Origin of the sequence: Sphingomonas sp. BK235, from assembly GCF_004345855.1 — a bacterium.
GTDB lineage: Bacteria > Pseudomonadota > Alphaproteobacteria > Sphingomonadales > Sphingomonadaceae > Sphingomonas.
Genome location: NZ_SLXN01000005.1, coordinates 278,297 through 297,574 on the forward strand (window position 1 = coordinate 278,297; position 19,278 = coordinate 297,574).

The following is a 19,278-nucleotide window of genomic DNA, read 5'->3' on the forward strand; positions in this document are numbered from 1 at the left end:
CGCCCGCCGCTTCGATCCCGCACCCCGCCGCCCGCGTGCGCGTTGGCGGGGCATCGAAGCGAGGCCTCATCCCATGACCGACACGATCCTGCGCACCCCCGGCAACGGCGGCGAGACCCATCAGGCGAGCGACGCCGACCATCCGGTGCTCACCACCAACCACGGCATGCCGATCAGCGACAACCAGAACCAGCTGAAGGCGGGCGCGCGCGGCCCGGTGCTGCTGGAGGACGAGGTCTATCGCGAGAAGATCAATCACTTCGATCACGAGCGCATCCCCGAGCGGATCGTCCACGCGCGCGGCAGCGCGGCGCACGGCTATTTCGAAGTGACCGACAGCCTCGCCGACATCACCGCCGCCGACCTGTTCCAGAAGAAGGGCCAGCGCACCGACGTGTTCGTGCGCTTCTCCACCGTGGCGGGCGGCGCGGGCTCGATCGACACGCCGCGTGACGTGCGCGGCTTCGCGGTCAAATTCTACACGCGCCAGGGCAATTGGGACCTGGTCGGGAACAACATACCGGTCTTCTTCATCCAGGACGCGATCAAGTTCCCCGACCTGATCCACGCCGCCAAGATGGAGGCCGATCGCGGCTACCCCCAGGCGGCGACCGCACACGACACCTTCTGGGACTTCATCTCGCTGATGCCCGAGGCGACCCACATGATCATGTGGGCGATGTCGGACCGCACGCTGCCACGCAGCTTCGCGACGATGGAGGGGTTCGGCATCCACACCTTCCGCTTCGTCAGCAAGGAGGGGAAGAGCACCTTCGTCAAGTTCCACTGGAAGCCTCGCGCGGGCCTGGCCTCGACGATCTGGGACGAGACGGTGAAGATCGCCGGCGCCGACCCCGACTTCCAGCGCCGCGACCTGTTCGAGCGGATCCAGCGCGGCGACTATCCCGAGTGGGACCTCGGCGTGCAGCTGTTCGACGAGGAATTTGCCAACAGCCAGCCCTACGACGTGCTCGACGCCACCAAGATCATCCCCGAGGAGGTGCTGCCCGTCCGCATCGTCGGCAAGATGGTGCTCGATCGCTACCCCGATAATTTCTTCGCCGAGACCGAGCAGGTGGCCTTCTGCCCGAGCCACCTGGTGCCCGGCATCGACCACAGCAACGATCCGTTGCTGCAGGGCCGGCTGTTCAGCTACCAGGACACGCAGATCAAGCGGCTCGGCTCGACCAACTGGCATCAGCTCCCGATCAACCAGGCCAAGGGCCGCGCCGAGACCGGCGGCTGCCCGTTCATGAACATGCAGCGCGACGGCCATATGCAGATGCAGGTGCCCAAGGGCCGCGCCAATTACGAGCCCAACAGCCTCCACCTCGCCGGTGAGCCCGGCGGGCCGCGCGAGGATCCGGCCACCGGCTTCCACAGCTTCCCCGCCGAGGAGCAGGGTCCCAAGCTCCGCATCCGGCCGGAGAGCTTCGCCGACCATTATTCGCAGGCGCGGCTGTTCTGGCGCTCGATGGACCCGGCCGAGCAGGCGCATATCGCCTCCGCCTTCGTGTTCGAGCTGAGCAAGGTGTCGCTGCCGCACATCCGCACCGCCCAGCTCGCCAACCTGCGCAACGTCGACGAGGAGCTGGCGCGCCGCGTCGCCGAGGGGCTGGCGATCGACCTGCCCGCGGCGTCGCCGACCGCGACGCCGGTGCGGGACATGCCGATCTCACCCGCGCTGCGGATCGTGCGCGGCCCGCGCGAGAAGCACACGTTGGAGGGGCGCACTGTCGGCATCTTCTTCGCCGACGGCAGCGACCGCGAGGAATATGACTCGCTGATCGCCGCGGTGAAGGGGGCGGGCGGCCATCCGCTGACGATCGCGCCCAAGGTCGGCAAGGTGCCGCTGTCCGACGGCTCGACGGTGACCGCGGACGCGCAATTGTTCGGCCAGCCCTCGGTGACGGTCGACGCCTGCGCGGTGATCCTGTCCGCCGACGCCTGCGCCCGATTGGTGAAGGAAGGCGCCGCGGTGCAATGGGTGATGGACGCCTTCGGCCATCTCAAGGCGATCGGGCACAATGACGAGTCCAAGCCGTTGCTCGACAAGGCCGGGGTCGAGCCCGACGCGGGCGTGACCGACCTCGAGCGCTTCGTCGACGCCGCCAAGCAGCGCTACTGGGACCGCGAGCCGAAGGTGCGCACGCTGGCGTGAAGGAGGGGGTGCGCACGCCGGGTGCGCTCCACCGTCGCGATGCGCCGGAATGTTTCGAGGCGGTGCCCCGGCGCAGGCCGGGGCCCAGTTGGGACCGGCTGGTGTGTCTCACCTGGATCATCCCACGGGGCCCCGGCCTGCGCCGGGGCACGCCGGCAACTGACGTTCTCAACCACCTCATCTGAGCCAACGGCGTGCTCCGGCGAACGCCGGAGCCCGGAGTCACCGAAGCTACCGCCCGTGGCGCGGGGCAGCGTGGACGAACAGGTCTCTGGTAAGTCCTACCCCCGTATTCCCACCTGTACCGCGATCCGCGCCGGGGTGAGGGCGCGATCGGCGGCACTCTTTCACGCCTCGCGCGCGCCCACGCCGCGGCAGCGATCCGAGCAATAGCGCACCGCCTCCCAGTCGCGCGCCCATTTCTTGCGCCACGCGAACGGGCGATGACAGCTCGCGCAGATCTTCTCGGGCAGATGCGGCTTGTGATGCGCCATCACGCTGCAACCCGTGACCGCCGGAGTCGCTCCGCACCCTGCGGCTAACCGGATGACAACCTTGCTTCTCTACGGGCGATCCCTCCCTTCCCCGAGAGTGAGCGCACCGCCTCATGCCGCCCTTCCGTTCGATCGTGCCGCTCGCCGTCGCGCTCTCGCTCGCCGCCTGCGGGGGTGGTGAAGGCGGGGCCGGCACCGCAGGGGCGGCGGTGGTCGCGCCCTCCGCGCCCGTGACCGTCGTGCCGGCGCCCGCCGCCACGCCGACCCCGCTCCCCGCCGCGTCGCCGACCCCGGTGGCCGCGGTCACGCCGACCCCCAGCGTCGCGGCCACGCCCGCCGCGAGCGCGCGCGTCCAGTCCGTCGTCTATGTCGGCAACGACGTGCCCGATCTCGCCGCCTATGAGGCGTGGCTCGGCCGGTCCGCCGATGGCGTCCAGCTGTTCAGCGGGCGCGCGGGGTGGGACGATTGGTCCGACTCGATCGGCTGGCTCGCGCGGCGCTGGGCCGGGGTCGGGCGCACCGAATATTGGTCGATCCCGCTCTTCGCCGAGCAGGGGACGCTCGCCGCCGCCGCGGCGGGCGACTATGACACGCGCTGGCGCGGTGCCGCCGCCACGCTGGTCGCGGAACGCCCCGGCAGCGCGCCGATCCATGTCCGCACCGGCTGGGAGTTCAACGGCGACTGGCAGCCCTGGGCCGCGAAGGGCAAGGAGGCCGACTATCGCGCTGCGTTCCGCCGCTTCGTCGCCAGCTTCCGCGCCGTGTCCGACCGGTTCCGCTTCGAGTGGACGCCCAATGTCGGCGACTTCGGCACCAACCCGGAGGACAGCTATCCCGGGGACGATGTGGTGGATCTCATCGGCATGGATTTCTACTATAATCATCAATGGGATCCTGCTGATCCCGCGGCCGCGTTCCAGTATAAGGTGACGGAACGTTACGGGCTGGCGTGGCACCAGGACTTCGCGCGCCGCCACGCCAAGCCGACCGCTTACGCCGAATGGGGCGTCAGCCGCGACTCGGACGCGCCCTATGTCGCTTTGGCGCTGCGCTGGTTCGCCGAACATGAGGTGGTCTATGCCTCTTATTGGAACTCGAATGCCGCCTATCCGGGGAAATTGAGTGACGGCCAATATCCGGCCGTGGCGCAGGCCTATCGCGGCGCGATCGGTGGTTCCTTTTGATGTGTAACCACTTGCGAGCGGTTCGCCGAAAACTTCGGCGGTCGGGCTGAACCGCGGCTAACCGGAGCATTCAGCCGGCGCTCAACCGCGCGCTTCTATGACGAACCCGTCGCGACCGCCGAGGCCGTGACGGGCGAGTGACAGGAGCTGGAACAATGCTGGGGAAGATCTCGGTCGCGCTGGGTTCGGTCGCACTGGCGGCCACGACGCTCGCGCCGGTCGCGGCGCAGGCGCAGCGCTACCACGAGCGCGAGGTCTATGAGCGCGACTATGACCCGCGCGATTACGACGACGACAGCTATCGCGACCATGCGCGCGCCTATCGGCACGCCTATCGCGACGGCTGGAATCGCGAGCCGGTCTATGCCGAGGACGATCGCGATCTGGGGTACGAGCGGTACGAGCGGCGCGTCTATGACGATCGCGCGCGCTACGACGACCGGCGCTATCGTTACGCGCGCCGGTGCCAGAGCGGCACGACGGGGTCGATCGTCGGCGCGATCGCTGGCGGGCTGCTCGGCCGCACGGTCGATCGCCGCGGCGACCGGACGCTGGGGACGATCCTCGGGGCTGGCGCCGGCGCGCTCGCGGGCAATGCGGTGGAGCGCGCCGACAACGCCGATTATTGCCGCCGCTGATCGGAAGGTGGAAGGGGGCGGGCGCGGCGTCTGCCCCCTCCACGCCGCACCGGCGCGTCGTCGCGGCCGATGACGCGCGCGCCACGCCGGGACCATCGGGGCGGCGGGTGATGTGGCCGCGGCGGGCGCTGGCGCCGCTCGCGTGATCGCGGCGCGCTGGAGCGGGCGCGCGGAACATGGCACATCTGGCTGATGTGCAACCGCTTTCGCATGACCGAAGGGCAGATGGTCGCGCTCGCCGAGCGTTACGGCGTGCGCGCACCCTTTCCGCCCGATCTCAGCGTCCCCGCGCCCGAGCTGTTCCCCGACAAACCCGTCTATGTCGTGCGCCAGGAAGCGGGCGAGCGCCGGCTCGACGTGATGCGCTGGGGCTTTCCCCGCCGCGTCCCGGGCAAGCGCGTCGATCCGGCGACGGGGCGGCCCGTGCTGATCGACACCTTGGTCACCAACGTGCGCAACACCGACTCACCCTTCTGGCGCTCGGCGCTGGTCGATCCCGCGCGGCGCTGCCTCGTCCCGTTCACCAGCTTCAGCGAATATGGTCCCGGCGCCAAGGGGCACCGGCCGCTGCACTGGTTCGACGTGCCGAGTCTCCCGCTGTCCAGTTTCGCGGGCGTGTGGCGCCCTACCGCCGCGGGGCCGGTGGTCGCCTTCCTCACCACCGAGCCCAACCCGCTGGTGGCGCCGATCCATCCCCAGGCGATGCCGGTCCTGCTTGATCCCGAGGACGAGGCGCACTGGCTCACGGCGCCGGTCGAGGAGGCGCTCGTGCTGGCGCGCCCCTATCCCTCGCAGTTGATGCGCGCGACGCTGGCGGAGGATCCCAAGGAAGTCCTTACCTGACCGCGGATCGTCGACTCGAGGAGAACGTTACGGGACTGATACGATTGGCTGATTTAGGTTGAGTGTGGATTAACTATGCGTAGCATCCGCGGTGCCCGATGGTCGGGCCGGAGGATGTCCGATGCGTTCGCTCACTCTCGCCGTCGCCACGCTGACGCTGCTCGCGGGGACGGCCCCGGCGCTCGCCGCGCCGTGCAAGGATCCCAGGACGGGCAAGTTCGTCAAATGCCCGACCGCTCCCGCCAAGGCGACCAAGTGCAAGAACGCCAAGGGCCAGTTCGCCAAATGCGGCACGGCGGGTGCCAAGCCGGTGTGATCGCGCGTGCCGGGCGCCGCCGCCCGGCACCGGCTCAGCCGCGGATGTACCGGAAATACCAGACCTCATGCCCCTGGCGCCGCGCCTTGCGCTCGTAGCGCGTCTCGGGCCAGTCGGCGGGGCGGGTGAGGAAATCGGCGGGGTGCGCCGCGGTCCAGCCGAAATCGCGCCGCTGATCCATGATCATCATCGCCCAGCGGCAATAGGTCGGATCGTCGGTGCCGAGGCGGAACTCCGCGCCCGGCTTGAGCTTGCGCCCGATCAGGTCGAGCGGTCCATGGTTCATCATGCGCCGCTTGGCGTGGCGCGCCTTGGGCCAGGGATCGGGATGGAGCAGATAGACGCGGTCAAGCGACGCGTCGGGTAGCCGCTCCACCGCCTCCAGCGCGTCGCCCATATGGATGCGCACGTTCGTCAGCGAGCGATCGCGGACATGCCCCAGCGCGCCGACGACGCCGTTGAGGAAGGGCTCGCAGCCGATGAAGCCGGTGCCCGGCGCCGCCTCGGCCTGCGCCGCGAGATGCTCGCCCGCGCCGAAGCCGATCTCGAGCTGGAGCGGGCGGTCGTCGCCGAACAGCACGCGCGAGTCGAGCGCGCCCTGTTCGGGCAGCGCGAGGCGGGGCAGCATCTCCTCCACCAGCGCGGCCTGACCCGCGCGCAGCGCATGTCCCTGGCGGCGGCCGTAGAGGCGGCGGATCGTTGTGGGATCGTTCATGCAGCGCCGCCTATCGCCTCGCGCGTCAAAACGGAACGTGGGAAACGGAGGACGATGATGCGGGCGTGGGTGATCGGCGCGGTGGCGGCGGTGGCGCTGCCGGTGGCGGGCGGGGCGCAGTTGCGCTCGTCGGGCGCGATCTCGATGCAGCGCGTCGATGGCGCGTGGCGTCCCGCCGCCTTCCTGTGCGATTCGACCGATCACGACTGGGCGATCGCGCTGTCCGCGTCCGACGCGCAGGGGCGGGTGACGCTGACCAGTTATGCCAAGCCCGGGCTGGCAACGCATCGCGCCACGGTGCGGGTCGGTCCCGGCGACGCCGGCATGGGGCATGTCTGGTACACGCTCACCAATGTCGAGGGACGCGCGGTGGGCGCGGTGGAGACGGTCAACCCGCAGATGGTCGAGCCGGGCGCGACGACGCCGACGGTGGTGTCGCTGCGCTATGGGCCGACCACCAGCGGGTGCCGCTTCGCCGCCCAGACCCGCGTGCTGGGGATCACCGCGCGGCGATCGATCCAGGTGACCGGCAACGAGCGCGAGGGCTATCGCTATCGCAGCTACAATCACGACGCCGCGTTGGACGAGGTGCGCGCGCCCTGGGGCGGGCGCGACACGCGCGCCTCGGTCTCGGTCGACGGCGGTCGCGTGGTGGACAGCACGCGGTCGCGGCGCACCTTCCAGTTCGAGCGCGACGGCTATGTCTATCGCGTCGCGACCTCGCTCGACGCGACGCAGGCGGGCGGCTCGGTGCAGGTGTGGCGCGACGGGCGGATGCTGCTGGAGGAACCGTTCGCGGCCTATACCGCGGCGATGTGAGCCGCCCCGGGTCGCGGCCGCGTCGGCCGGTCTTGTCCGCCGGGGTCGCGCGCGCGATGGTGGCGCGCGCAACCCGCGTGCCCGCGCGACCGTTGCGGCTGCGACGCGGACGGGAAGGGAACGGGGCGATGGGCAAGAAGAAGGCGGTCAAGAAAGCGGCGGCACGCGAGCATGAGGCGCTCGCGCCGCTGCACCAGCTCGCCGGCAGCACCGCGGTGCGCGCGCTCACCCCGCTGGCCAAGGCGACCGACGAGCCGCCGCTGCTCGCGCTCGGTGTCGGCACGCTCGCGCTCGGCGTGCTGCTGCGCCGCCCCGCGATGACGCGCAGCGGCGCGCGGATGGTGGCGAGCCATCTCGTCGCGACGGGGCTCAAGACCCTGTCCAAGGCGAGCGTCGACCGCGTTCGCCCCAATGCCGCGGGCGACCGCCCGGCTTTGGGCAAGGGGCATGGCACCGACGACACCGATCGCAACGCCTTCCCCTCGGGCCACACCGCGGGGGCGGTCGCGGTGGCGGAGTCGATCCGTCACGAGGCGCCGGGGGCGAGCACGCCCGCGCGGCTCGCGGCGGGGGCGGCGGGCGCGCTCCAGGTCACGCGCGGCGCGCATTATGCCAGCGACGTGGTCGCGGGCGCCGCGATCGGCTTCCTGTCCGAGCGGCTGGCGAGCTGGGCGCTCGACGCCGCGGCGCGACGGGTCGAGCGCCAGCGCGACGCGCGCGCCGAGGCGGAGGCGGAGGCGCATCCGAGCTGATGCGCGGCCAGGTGCCGCGCCGCCACCCGGCAGCGGCAGCGGCGGCGCGGTCCCGTCGCCGCGCCGCCGACCGCGTCAGAAGGTGAGCAGCGCCTCCAGCCCGAAGGTGCGCGGCGCGTTGAAATTGCCGTAGTCGCCGAGCACGTCCTTGATGTCGCCGACCGTCACGCTCTTCTTGGGCGCGGCGGGCAGGCTGTTCGACGGGTCGCGGCGGAAGACATATTGTTCGTCGAACAGATTACGCCCCCACAAAGCCACCTCGAGCCGCTGCTTGCCCTCGCCCAGCGCGATGTCGGCGAGCGCCAGCCGCCCGTTGAAGATCAGCGAGGCGTCGTTGCGCGTCGCGAACTGGTCGAACGCCTGGGTCGATTGCGCGTAATTGCCGTCGAGGTGCAGGCGGAATGTGGTGCTGCCCTCGCCGACCGGCACGCGATAGTCGATCGCGCCGCTCGCCGCGTTGCGCGGGGTGAAGACGATGAAGAAGTCCTGCAGCACCTTGGTGGTCTGCCCGCCCGCGGTGGCGGTGATCAGCACCGGCGGTATCTTGGTATAGGTATAGGCATAGGAGCCGTTGAGCGTCAGCCCCTCCACCGGGTTGAGCGTCAGATCGGCCTCGATGCCCTTGATCTTGGTCTTACCCGGCGCGTTGATCGTCACCAGATTGTTGAAGTTGCTGTTGTTGAACGGCTGGATCGAGCTGATGTCGACCTGGCTGTCCTTGCGGTTCATCACATAGCCCGCGATGTTGAACCGCCCGCGATGCGCCCAGAAATCGGACTTGAGCCCGACCTCATAGGAAGTGATGTCCTCCGGCCCGAACGCCTGATAGTTCGCGGTGCGCGAGCTGGCGCCGCCGGCGCGATAGCCGGTGGCGTATTTGGCATAGGCATGGACGTCCTGGCTGAGGTCCGCCGCCAGCGTCAGCGCCGGGTTGAACCGCTCCCAGGCGCGATCCAGCGGCCGATAGCCCGCCGCCTTGGCCTTGGCCGAGTCGAGGTCGTAATTCACCCCGCGCGAGTAATGCAGCACGCCGCGCTTGGTATCGCGCGTGTAGCGCCCGCCCGCGGTGAGATGGAGCAGGTCGATCGGGTTCCAGGTGATCTGGCCATAAGCGGCATAGCTCTTCGACCAGACCTCCGACGCGCGGTCGAGCGAACGGCAGCCCGGCTGCGAACCGACCCCGCCCGAGCCGCGGCACGGGTCGAGCACGACGTAATTCGCACCGGTCACCTTGTTGTTGCCGTCGAGCACCGCGATCGCCCCGTTGGAATTGGGCGTGGCGGCGTCGTCGCTGACATGCTCGTTGAAATAATAGAGGCCCGCGACGTAGTCGAACTGGTCGATCGTGCCGACCGCCTGGAACTCCTGGCTGAACTGGTTCTGGCGCAGGTCGGCGAGGCTGTAGCGGCTGAAGGCGCAGGGCGATGCCGCGGTGCAGGCGGCGGTCAGGTCGACCACGGGCGTGCGATGCGCGCCGCCCGAATTGTCCCATTGCGTCGCGGTGACGCCGCGCCACGCGGTGATCGACCGCAGCTCGACCTCGGGCGACGCCTTGTATTTGAACAGGTTGGTGAAGCCGTGCGTCTGGTCGACGCTGGGCTGCTGCGGCACGCCGATATCGGCCACCTTCATCCGGCTGCGGCCGTTGATCCGCACGCCCGGGAGCGGCTTCTTCACCGTGCCGGAGAGCGTGTCGTATCGCGTGCCCGGCAGGTAGCAGTGCGGCACCGCCGATTGCGCGGTCGCGACGCTGGCGGTGACGGTGCCGGCGCAGGCGTTGGGATTGTAGTTCAGCAGCTGGCTGTAGAAGGGCGAGTTCTTGTCGAGCCCGTAATCGTAGGAGAGATCGTCGGTCAGCCCCTCGACCGGCGCCCAGCGTGCCGCGATGCGGCCGCCGCGACGGTCGTAGTAATTGAAGCCGGTCTGCCCCGCGAGCGGGTTGCGCGTGGTCGGCCCCTGATATTGCACCACGCCGTCCACCTTGACGCTGACGTCGTGATAGCTCGGCAGATCGAGGTGGAGCTCGCCGGTATAGGCGCCGTAATTGCCGATCCCCGCGCGCACCCGCCCCTCGAACTCGCCCGAGGGCGCGCGCGTGACGATGTTGAGCGCGCCGCCCTCGGTGTTGCGCCCGAACAACGTGCCCTGCGGGCCCTTGAGCACCTCGACGCGCTCGACGTCGAACAGCGCGGCGTTGAGCCCGTGCTGGCGGCCGAGATAGACGCCGTCGACATAGATGCCGACGCCCTGTTCGCGCGCGGGCTGGTTGGCGTCGAGCGGGACGATGCCGCGGATGCCGACGGTCAGCGCGCTCTGCCGCGCCTCGAAGGTGGCGACGCGCAGGCTGGGTACCGCGCCGTCGGCGAGGTCGTAGAGGCTCTGCACGTGGCGCTGTTGCAGCGCCTGGGTGCTCAGCACGTTGATCGCGACCGGGGTGGATTGGAGGTTGGTCTCGCGTCGCGTCGCGGTGACCACCACCTCGTCGAGCCCCGGCAGTTCCGCGTCGGCGGCGGCGGCGGCGGCGGGGGCGGCGTCGGGCGTCGACGGGGCGTCGGCCGCGGGCGAGGCGGCGGGATCGACCGCGGCGGCCTCGACGTGACGCGGAACGGCGAGCGCCGGACCCGTGACGGTGAGCGCGGCGATCCCCGCCAACAGATGCCAACGGTGGTGCGAGACGTGCGACATGGAAGATCCCCCCTCAATGGCCGAAAAGCCGGCGCGGGGCCGATACGTGTGGCACGTGGCGTCTCAGTGACTGTTTGGAGACAGCCGTTTACATCTTGATCTCATCCTATTTTCATCTTCGGTGAGCTTGTCGTGATCTTAACGATCGTTGCCGCCACCCGCGCGCGACGGGGCGCGCGCGGGTCGATGCCGAAGCGGTTGGTTCCCGGCGAGCCGGGCAGCAGCAGCAGCAGCGGCCAGCCGGCGAGCCCCGCCGGTAGCCACCAGCCCGAGCGGCCGAGGTCGTGGAGCCGCCGCGCGGTCACGGCGGCGAGCGGCGCGGCGCCGAACAGCAGCACGAAACCGAGCAGTGCCAGCATGGTGAGCCCCGCCACCGCGTCTTGGTGGCGCTCGATCGGCTCGAGCCGCGCGGCCGCGAGCGCGGAGAGCGCGAGCGCGAGGGCAATCGCGCCGCCCGCGGTCAGCAGAAAGGCGCCATATTCGCGTCGCGTCGCGCGCCCGGTCGGCTCGGCATAGAGCCGCCAGGGCCGGATGAAATAATCCATGTGCCGCCTCCCCACGCATCGCGTGGCGCGGCGCCGCGCCGCCCACGTCCCTCCGGGGAATCATAGCGGGCGGGCAGGGGCGGGCCGGGTCGTTCGGCGGCCCGGGATGGCGATCGCGTCACCGCGGCGGGTCGCCGCGGGCGCCGCTCAGCCGAGCGTCTCGTCCAGGAAGCCGCGCATCGCGGCCCAGCTGCGGCGGTCGGCGCGCTCCTCATAGGCGACGCCGGGCACGGTCGAGTCGCGCCGCGCCTCGTCGGTGAAGGCGTGGCCGGCGTTGCCATAAGCGTGGATCTGCCAGTCGGCGCCGGCCGCGCTCAGCTCGCCCGCCAGCGCCACCACCGCCTCGGGCGGGCCGAGCGGGTCGTCCCAGCCATGGCACACCAGCAGCTTGGCGGTGATCGGCGAGACGCTCGCGTAATCGGGGCGGTCGTACACGCCGTGGAAGCTCACCGCGGCGCGGATCGCCAGCCCCGCCCGCGCCATGTCGAGGACGCACTTGCCGCCGAAGCAAAAGCCGATCGCGGCGACGCGCGTGCCGTCTACCTCGGGCTGCGCGACGAGCGCGGCGAGGCTGGCGGCGAGCCGGTCGCGCAGCAGCGTGCGATCGGCGTTCAGCTCGTCCATGTAGCGCGCGATGTCCGGACCGCGCTCGGCGCGCCGACCCTGGCCGTACAGGTCGCAGGCGAAGGCGGCATAGCCGAGCGCCGCGAGCGCCTCCGCGACGCGATTGTCCGCCTCCTTCTGGCCGAGGATGTTGGGCACGACCAGGATCGCGGGCCGCGCGCCCGTGGCGGCATCGTCCCAGGCGAACACGCCCTCGAACCGGCCGCCGGGGCCGTCGTGGAGCAGCGGGCGGCGGGTGATCGTCATCGCTCAGTCTCCGGGCAGGCGCATTGGTCGCGCGCGCCTCTTCCGCTAGAAGCATGGCGGGCGAGCGACAAGCGGGGACGGTGATGAGCGATCGGGTGGGGGCGCGACGCGCCTGGACGGTGCGGCGCGGCGACCCCGCCGAGCCGGCGGTGGCCGCCCTGCTCGCCGCGCACGTCGCCGATCAGCGCGCGGGGACGCCTGCCGGCTTCTCGTTCGCGCTCGACGCGGCGCGGCTCGCCGCACCCGACGTCGCCCTGTTCGCGGCGTGGGACGAGGACGCGCTCGCGGCGGTCGGCGCGCTCAAGCGGCTCGACGCGGCGAGCGGCGAGGTCAAGTCGATGCGCGCGGCCGACGCCTATCGCGGCCGCGGCGCGGGTCATGCGATCCTGGCGGCGATCGTGGCCGAGGCGCGCGCGCTCGGGCTCGCGCGTCTCTATCTCGAGACGGGCACCACCCCGGCCTATGACCCCGCGCTGGCATTGTACCGACGCGCGGGCTTCGCGCCCTGCGCCGCCTTCGCCGATTATCGGACCAGCCCGCACAATCAGTTCCTCATGCTCGCGCTTTGAGGGGCGCGGGCGCGGGGCGGAAACAGGCTATCCCGGCGCGACCCAGCCACGTAGGCAGCCGTCTCGCTCTAGCAGGAGTTCCCTGATGCCCACGCTCGTCCTGATCCGCCATGGCCAGTCGGCCTGGAACCTCGAGAACCGCTTCACCGGCTGGTGGGACGTCGACGTCACCGAGCAGGGCGCCGCCGAGGCGCGCGCCGCGGGCGAGCTGATGGCGGCCAAGGGGCTCGACTTCGACCAGACCTTCACCTCGCTGCAGACGCGCGCGATCAAGACGCTGGACCTCGCGCTGGAGGCGATGGGGCGGCTGTGGCTGCCGGTGGAGAAGGACTGGCGGCTCAACGAGCGCCATTACGGCGGTCTGACCGGGCTCAACAAGGCCGAGACCGCGGCCAAGCACGGCGACGAGCAGGTCCACATCTGGCGCCGCAGCTTCGACGTGCCGCCGCCGGTGATGGAGGCGGGCAGCGCCTTCGATCTCTCGGGTGACCGCCGCTACGCCGGGATCGACGTGCCCGCGACCGAGAGCCTCAAGGACACGATCGCGCGCGTCCTGCCCTATTGGGAGCAGCGGATCGCACCCGCGCTGCGCGACGGCCAGCGCGTGCTGATCTCGGCGCACGGCAACTCGCTGCGCGCGCTGGTGAAGCACCTCTCGAACATCCCCGACGACGAGATCACCGGGCTGGAGATCCCGACCGGCCAGCCGATCGTCTACGAGCTGGACGCGGCGCTGGCGGCGACGGACCGTTATTACCTCAACGAGCGGTGAGGCCGAGGGAGCGGTGAGGCGGAGCGAGCGGCGCTCATGCGGGTGAGGCACCGGGCGCGGTCCCGGCACGGCCGATGTCGTGCCCGCGTCGCTGACCCGCGGCGGCGGCGCCGCCCGCGCGGGGGCGGGGGCGCACGCTACAATCCGATATGGCCCTGCTCCCCTCGCGTCCCTGGCTGCGGCTGGCGTGTCTCGTCGCCGCTGCGATCGTCCTCGCCGCGCTCGTCTTCGGGTTGCGCATCCATGTCGTCGGCGATCCGCCGGGGACGGCGCGCGTGCTGCGTCTCGCGCCGCCCCCCGGCGGCGAGGCCACGCCGCGCTCCGCCGCGCCCGGCGTGAGCGAAGCGCCCGCCGCCGTCCGCGGCTGACCGGATCGCGCGCGTCACAGCGCGACGATGACCACCCCGCGCAGCCGCCCGGCGCAGGCGTCGTGCAAGGCGGCAGGGGCCTGATCGAGCCCCTCCACCCGGCTCACCGCATGGTGGAGCGCGGCACCCGCCTGCCAGCGGAGCCAGTCGGCGAAGCCGCCCGCCGCCTCGTCCGCGCAGGCGCTATAGCCGCGGATCGTCACGTCGCGCAGGATCAGCTGGAAGGAATCGAGCAGCACCGGCGCCGCCAGGGTCGCGCGCGTCGCGTCGAGCTCGGCCCCCAGCGCACCGAGCAGCACCAGCCGCGCGCCCGTCCGCGTCTGCGCCGCCGCCACGGCGAGCTGGTCGCCGCCGATCATGTCGACCACCAGGTCGACGCCATCGGGCGCGGCCGAGGCGAGTTGGGCGGCCAGGTCGCCCCGGTCGCGCCGTACCACCGCATCATAGCCGAGCTCGGCCGTCATCCACTCGGCCTTGTCCGCGCTGCCGGTGCTGCCGACGATCCGGGTCGCGCCGAGCCGCCGCGCGATCTGCCCCGCCATCGCGCCGATCGCGCCCGCGCCGCTGGTGACGAAGACGGTGTCGCCCGCGCGAACCTGTGTGCCGTGGGTGAGCGCGGCATAAGCCGTCCAGCCATGGCCCAGATAGACCGCGGGCTCGAACGCCGCCGCGTCGTCCGGGGCAGGGATCGAGGTGCACTGCGAGGCCGCGACCACCGCCCAGTCGCGCCAGCCATAAGGGTGGAGGACGAGGCTGCCGACCGCGATCGCGCTGTCGGGAGCGCTCGCCACCACCTCACCGATCGCGCCGTCCGCCAACGTGTCGCCCGGATGCAGCGGCGGGAAGGGTATGCCCTCCACCACCTGCGCGCCGGGGTCCGCCATCAGCCGCGTCGAGATCGAGATACGAAACCAGCGATTGCGCACCAGCAGCTCCCCCGCGCGGAGCGGCGGCACCGCGCGCGAGACGATCGCGAGATCGTCCGGCCCGATCATGTCGCGGGGATGGTGGCGCAACGTGACCTCGCGGCCGATCGTCAAGGCTTGGGTCATGGTGCAGGCTCTCCGGCAGGCGACGGGACCGCCCCGCCGCCCGTCTCTTTGGTTAGTGACCGAAGGTCAGTCAAAAGCTGGCGTGACCCGTTCTGGCGAAAGCATGATGCCGTGGCACGCGCGGGCACGGCCGCGAACGTCCCATCGCGGCGGGGCTTTCTTCACGGGCACGAGATGCCGACCAGTTCCCGCGCCGAGCCTGCCGCACAGCGCCGCGACGATCCGTTTGACGCCGCCGCCGCGCTGTTCGCGCGACGCGGCATCGGCGACACCCGGGTGGAGCAGATCACCGCCGCGGCGGGCATGGCCAGGGGCAGCTTGGGTCCGGACCCAAAAGGTTTATCGTCGCGGAAGCGGCTTACCCCGTCATCCCGGGCTCGACCCGGGATCCATGGTGCCGCGAGAGCAACGGGCGTTGCTCTCGTGGAGAAATGGATCCCGGCGCGAGGCCGGGATGACGATGAGGGAAGAGAAAGCGGCCTTCCTCATCGCAGCGCCGGATCCTTCTACCTGCGTTTTCCCGGCGCGAAGCAGGCGATCGCCCGCTGCCGGCGCGTCGTCGGCGCCGCGCGCCCCGGTCGAGCGCGCGGGCCGGCCGGCTCAGCGCAAGGTGGCGCGGTAGCGCAGCAGCGCCTCGGGCTCGTCGGTCTGGACGATGCTCACCCCCGCGCGCCACAGCCGACCCCAGACCGCTTCGGGGTCGCGCAGCGCCTGGACGTCGCCGCCATAGCCCTGCGCGAATCCCTCCCATAAGGTATTGATCCACAGCCGTACCCCGCGCTCGCGCGCGATCGGCGCCACCGCGCCGAGCTGCGCCGCGGTGAGCCGCGGCAGCTCGATCCCGAGCGGGCGCGCGTCTCCCTCGGTCTGATGGCGCAGCATCGCGGCGAGGTCGGCGTGATAGCCCGGGTTGAGCAGGATCGGCATATAGCCCAGCCCCGCGAAGGTCGGCGCCGCCGCCATCGCGGGCGTGCCCGCGCCCACCTCGCTCTTCAGGATGATGTCGCGCTCCATCCCGGCGCGCCGCACCGCCGCGGCCACCTCGGCATAGACATTGGCCTTCACGTCGAGGTTGAGCAGGATGCGCCCGCGCGCGAGCGCCAGCAGCGCGTCGAGCGTCAGCACGCGTTCGTCGGTCACCTCCGTGCCCGCGCCGCCCTCGCCGTCGATGCCGCCGCGCAGGTGGAGCGCGGCGAGCTCGGCCGCGGTGAGCCGGTCGACCGCGCCATGGCCGTCGGTGGTGCGGTCCACCGTGGCGTCGTGGAGGATCACCAGCACGCCGTCGGCGGAGCGGCGCACGTCCACCTCCATCACCTCGACGCCGAGCGCGACGCAGCGCTCGAGCGCGGCGCGCGAATTCTCCGGCACGCTGCCTCTCTCGCCGTGAAGCGGCGCAGGATTGTGGCAGCCGCGATGCGCCGCGACGATCAGTCCCCCGCGCGGGTCGGCGAGGCGCGCGCGGATCGCGGCGGTGTCGCCGGCAGGGCCGATGGTGGGATGACCGAGGGTGGCGAGCGTCAACGCGCCCGCGAGCAGGGGAGCCAGCATGATCGTTCCGTTCACAGCGAAGGGGTGAGGCGCAGTCCGACCCAGAGCGTGGTCGGCACCGAATAATGATCCTTGAGCAGCGAGACGCCGGGGCCGGTCAGCGTCGTGATGCCGCGGTGCGTCGCGTTGCCGAGCTGGGCGATCAGGCTTGCCGCCGGCGTCAGCCGGTAGCTGGCGGCGAGATCGACCTGGCTGCGCGGCGCCCAATACAGGTCCTGCCAGCCGATGTTGCTCACCACCGCGCGCAGCGCGCGGCCCTGCCGGTTGAAGGCGGCGCGCAGCTCCAGCCCACCCGCGTTGTAGAACAAGGTGGCATTGGCGGTGTGGTCGGGCTGGCCCACCAGCCGGTCGACGGTGCGGCTGACGTTCACCCCCGGCGTCGGCGAGTAGGGGACCGCCATGCGGCCGTCGAGCAGCGCGACATTGGCCGAGAGGCCCCATCCCGCGAGCGGCGAGGCGACCGCGCGCAGGCTGTTGACCACGAGGCTGGCCTCGGCGCCGCGGATCCGCGCCGCGGCGGCGTTGGCGGGGGTGCTGACCGCGGCATGGCCGTAGGTCACGCCGTCGAAGGTGAAGGCGCCGACGCGCGTGAGCGTGAAGATCTCGTCGTGGATCCGCTTGTCGAACAGCGCGAGCGAGACCATCCCGTCGACCGCCTCGACGCGATAGTCGGCGGCGACGTCGAGGTTGCGCGACACGCGCGGGCGCACGTCGGGGTTGCCGATCGTCACGGTCACGCCGTCCGCCGCGGCATTGCCCTGGTCGGCGGGATTGACGAAGCCGATCGAGGTGCGCCCGGCATAAGCGTCATAGGGTGGTCGCCCGATGGTCCGGCTGAGCGCGGCGCGCAGATCGAGCAGCGGTGTCGCATGGACCGTCAGCAGCGACGACGGCAGCCAGCGCCGATAGGAGGAAGCGGTCGGATTGGGCACATAGACATAGCCGCCGGTGGCGCGATCGAGCTGGCGCCGGCGCCCGACCGTCTCCTGCCGCGCCGCGTCGTAGCGCAGCCCGGTGACGAGATGCACCGTCTCGCTCCGCAGCGTCGCCATCGCATAGCCCGCGGCGATGCGCTCGCGATGTTCGAAATCGTCCTGATTGTTGTAGATCGTCTGGTCCGTGGCATTGTAGCCACGCGCGGGGGCCGCCTCCACCTGCGCCTGCGCGCGCCGCGGGTCGATCGCATACATGTTGAGCCCCAGGCCGCGCATCGGTGCGTCCGATTTGCCCAGCACCTCGCTCATGCCCAGCCGCGGCGCGGTGACATTGGGGGCGAACTCGCTGCGATCGATCGCGTAGCGCGGGCGATCGTCGGTATAGGCCGCGCCGACCGCGGCGCCGACCCCGCGATCCTCGGGCGCCTGGTTGATGGCGTAATCCAGCCGCGCGGTCGCGATCCGGTCGCTCGCGGTGCGGTGGTAATCGCGCGCGGGGCGCCAGTAGAGCAGGCTGTAGGCGTCGCGGTCGCCATAGGCCGCGGCGGTGATCGCGAACCGCTGGTCGCGCGCCGACGTGTCATAGTCGAAGCCGTAGGCCGCGGTGGCGGTCGGGCTGGCGCCCTTGCCGATGCCGCTGCGCCCGTCGGCGCCCGGCGCCGCCGCGGCCGGGCGCGCGACGTTGGTGGCATATTTCACCATGAACACCGGCTCGCCATAGGTGGCGTGCGAGACCGCGGCCCTGGCGGTGAGCGCGTGACGCTCGGCCGGTCGCCAGGTGGCGCCGACCTGCCCCAGGCGGGTGCGCGTGGTGATGATCTGATGCGCGTAGCCGACCTCGACGTCGCCCTTGGGATAATGGCCGCTGGTGGCGGTCTGCGCAGAGACGCGCTGGCGCTCGCGCGGGTCGACGATCAGCTCGTTGCGCTCCATGTCGTCGCGGAACGCGTAATAGCCGCCGGTGGCGAACAGCTCGAGCCGCGCGGCCGCGCGCGCCTCCAGCTTGGCGGTGACCCCGACGCGGCTGCGCGTGTCCATCACATACCAATATTTGTCCTGCTGCGGCACCGCATGCCCGTTGCCCAACGCGGCGCCGCTCAGCAGCACGCCGGCATCGTCGTAGTAGCCGTAATGCACCGAGTCGGTGGTCATGTGCGTGGTGGTGTCGCTCGCCAGCGATTGGTAATTGGCGGACACGGTCGCGCCGAACTGATGCGCCGCGCCGAAACTGGTGCTGGCGGTGGCGATCACGCGGCCACCGGGATCGGGCTGCGCGCGCGGCCGGCCATTGTCGCTGGCATGGCCGAGCGAGCCCTCGGCGGTCAGGAACGGGGCGCCGCCATGTTCGAACGCCGAGCGCGTCCGCAGGTTGACCGCGCCGCCGATCGCGTGCGGGTCCAGATCGGGGGTGAAGCTCTTCACCACCTGGATCTCGCTCACCATCGACGAGGGCAGGATGTCGAGCCGCACGCCGCGCGCGACCGACCCGATCGAGCCGTTGGGGGTGCCGGGCGACGCGATCGTCAGGCCGTCGATCGTGACATTGTTGTAGCTCGGCCCGAGCCCGCGCAGCACCGGTGTCACCGCTTCGTCGCGCGGATGCTCGTTGTCCGAGGTCGGCAGCACCGAGAGGCCGGGGATGCGGCGCAGCGCCTCGACGATCGTGGCGTCGGGCAGCGCGCGCACGTCGGTCGCGCTGACCACGTCGACGATGTTGGTGGCGCCGCGCTTGGCCGCGATCGCGGCGGCATTGGCGCGGCGGATGCCGGTGACCACCACCTCCTCGCCCGGCGCCGCCGTGTCGCGCGCGGCAGCATCGGCGTCCGGTGCCGCCGGCGCGACCGTCTGTGCGATCGCCGGCAGCGCGGTGATCGCGGTGGCGGCGGCGAGCAGCCGCGCGAGCGCGACGGCATGATGATTCATCTCGAACTGTCCCCCCGATGGTGGCGCCGCCCGTGTCGGGAGGTCACCGCCGCCGAGTGTCGGCGCGACATGTCGTCCGGGTTACGGTT

18 protein-coding genes are annotated in these 19,278 nt (G+C 71.3%); 10 read left to right on the forward strand and 8 right to left on the reverse strand.

What is annotated here, in order from left to right; genetic code table 11:
• Positions 1-73 precede the first annotated feature (73 nt).
• Positions 74-2,161: a catalase gene (locus EV292_RS14815; protein ID WP_132909998.1), complete on the forward strand. Its 2,088-nt coding sequence runs from the start codon at positions 74-76 to the stop codon at positions 2,159-2,161.
• Positions 2,162-2,508: 347 nt separating this feature from the next.
• On the opposite strand, the gene EV292_RS14820 is transcribed toward EV292_RS14815, so the two are convergent.
• Positions 2,509-2,655, reverse strand: coding sequence for a DUF2256 domain-containing protein (locus EV292_RS14820; RefSeq protein WP_132909999.1), 147 nt, complete (start codon positions 2,653-2,655; stop codon positions 2,509-2,511).
• 113 nt (positions 2,656-2,768) lie between these two features.
• Here EV292_RS14820 and EV292_RS14825 point away from each other — a divergent pair, with 113 nt between their 5' ends.
• From EV292_RS14825 to EV292_RS14840, 4 genes are all read left to right on the forward strand, one after another.
• A complete protein-coding gene (locus tag EV292_RS14825; protein ID WP_132910000.1) occupies positions 2,769-3,839 on the forward strand; it encodes a glycosyl hydrolase in 1,071 nt (356 codons plus the stop codon).
• 155 nt (positions 3,840-3,994) lie between these two features.
• A complete protein-coding gene (locus EV292_RS14830) occupies positions 3,995-4,477 on the forward strand; it encodes a glycine zipper 2TM domain-containing protein (protein ID WP_132910001.1) in 483 nt (160 codons plus the stop codon).
• A gap of 192 nt (positions 4,478-4,669) precedes the next feature.
• Positions 4,670-5,320, forward strand: coding sequence for an SOS response-associated peptidase family protein (locus EV292_RS14835; protein WP_132910002.1), 651 nt, complete (start codon positions 4,670-4,672; stop codon positions 5,318-5,320).
• 121 nt (positions 5,321-5,441) lie between these two features.
• Positions 5,442-5,636 (forward strand): hypothetical protein, encoded by a 195-nt coding sequence (locus EV292_RS14840; RefSeq protein WP_132910003.1) that lies wholly within the window; start codon positions 5,442-5,444, stop codon positions 5,634-5,636.
• A 34-nt stretch (positions 5,637-5,670) separates the two neighbouring features.
• On the opposite strand, the gene EV292_RS14845 is transcribed toward EV292_RS14840, so the two are convergent.
• Positions 5,671-6,351 (reverse strand): tRNA (guanine(46)-N(7))-methyltransferase TrmB, encoded by a 681-nt coding sequence (locus EV292_RS14845; RefSeq protein WP_132910004.1) that lies wholly within the window; start codon positions 6,349-6,351, stop codon positions 5,671-5,673.
• 57 nt (positions 6,352-6,408) lie between these two features.
• Here EV292_RS14845 and EV292_RS14850 point away from each other — a divergent pair, with 57 nt between their 5' ends.
• Together EV292_RS14850 and EV292_RS14855 are read left to right on the forward strand one after the other, a co-directional pair.
• A complete protein-coding gene (locus EV292_RS14850) occupies positions 6,409-7,170 on the forward strand; it encodes a hypothetical protein (RefSeq protein WP_132910005.1) in 762 nt (253 codons plus the stop codon).
• A 128-nt stretch (positions 7,171-7,298) separates the two neighbouring features.
• The gene (locus EV292_RS14855; protein WP_165927128.1) at positions 7,299-7,922 is read left to right on the forward strand and encodes a phosphatase PAP2 family protein; all 624 of its coding nucleotides are present in this window, start codon (positions 7,299-7,301) and stop codon (positions 7,920-7,922) included.
• A 75-nt stretch (positions 7,923-7,997) separates the two neighbouring features.
• On the opposite strand, the gene EV292_RS14860 is transcribed toward EV292_RS14855, so the two are convergent.
• From EV292_RS14860 to EV292_RS14870, 3 genes are all read right to left on the reverse strand, one after another.
• Positions 7,998-10,607 (reverse strand): TonB-dependent receptor, encoded by a 2,610-nt coding sequence (locus EV292_RS14860; protein ID WP_132910007.1) that lies wholly within the window; start codon positions 10,605-10,607, stop codon positions 7,998-8,000.
• A 101-nt stretch (positions 10,608-10,708) separates the two neighbouring features.
• A complete protein-coding gene (locus EV292_RS14865; protein ID WP_132910008.1) occupies positions 10,709-11,152 on the reverse strand; it encodes a DUF805 domain-containing protein in 444 nt (147 codons plus the stop codon).
• Between the two features lie 147 nt (positions 11,153-11,299).
• The gene (locus tag EV292_RS14870) at positions 11,300-12,022 is read right to left on the reverse strand and encodes a dienelactone hydrolase family protein (RefSeq protein ID WP_132910009.1); all 723 of its coding nucleotides are present in this window, start codon (positions 12,020-12,022) and stop codon (positions 11,300-11,302) included.
• Between the two features lie 83 nt (positions 12,023-12,105).
• On the opposite strand from EV292_RS14870, the gene EV292_RS14875 reads away from it, so the two are divergent.
• The 3 genes from EV292_RS14875 (at position 12,106) to EV292_RS14885 (ending at position 13,731) form a co-directional block, all read left to right on the forward strand.
• Complete coding sequence (locus tag EV292_RS14875) at positions 12,106-12,591, forward strand: GNAT family N-acetyltransferase (RefSeq protein ID WP_132910010.1); 486 nt, start codon at positions 12,106-12,108, stop codon at positions 12,589-12,591.
• Between the two features lie 85 nt (positions 12,592-12,676).
• A complete protein-coding gene (gene gpmA / locus EV292_RS14880) occupies positions 12,677-13,363 on the forward strand; it encodes a 2,3-diphosphoglycerate-dependent phosphoglycerate mutase (protein ID WP_132910011.1) in 687 nt (228 codons plus the stop codon).
• A 149-nt stretch (positions 13,364-13,512) separates the two neighbouring features.
• Positions 13,513-13,731: a hypothetical protein gene (locus EV292_RS14885; RefSeq protein WP_132910012.1), complete on the forward strand. Its 219-nt coding sequence runs from the start codon at positions 13,513-13,515 to the stop codon at positions 13,729-13,731.
• A 14-nt stretch (positions 13,732-13,745) separates the two neighbouring features.
• On the opposite strand, the gene EV292_RS14890 is transcribed toward EV292_RS14885, so the two are convergent.
• The 3 genes from EV292_RS14890 to EV292_RS14905 all read right to left on the reverse strand — a co-directional run bounded on the left by EV292_RS14890 (position 13,746) and on the right by EV292_RS14905 (position 19,189).
• Positions 13,746-14,783 (reverse strand): NADP-dependent oxidoreductase, encoded by a 1,038-nt coding sequence (locus EV292_RS14890; RefSeq protein ID WP_132910013.1) that lies wholly within the window; start codon positions 14,781-14,783, stop codon positions 13,746-13,748.
• A 600-nt stretch (positions 14,784-15,383) separates the two neighbouring features.
• Positions 15,384-16,331 carry a glycerophosphodiester phosphodiesterase family protein gene (locus tag EV292_RS14900; RefSeq protein WP_132910015.1) on the reverse strand — a complete coding sequence of 316 codons (948 nt, stop codon included), beginning with the start codon at positions 16,329-16,331 and terminating at the stop codon, positions 15,384-15,386.
• A gap of 11 nt (positions 16,332-16,342) precedes the next feature.
• Positions 16,343-19,189, reverse strand: a complete 2,847-nt coding sequence (locus tag EV292_RS14905; RefSeq protein WP_132910016.1) for a TonB-dependent receptor — start codon at positions 19,187-19,189, stop codon at positions 16,343-16,345.
• Positions 19,190-19,278 lie beyond the last annotated feature (89 nt).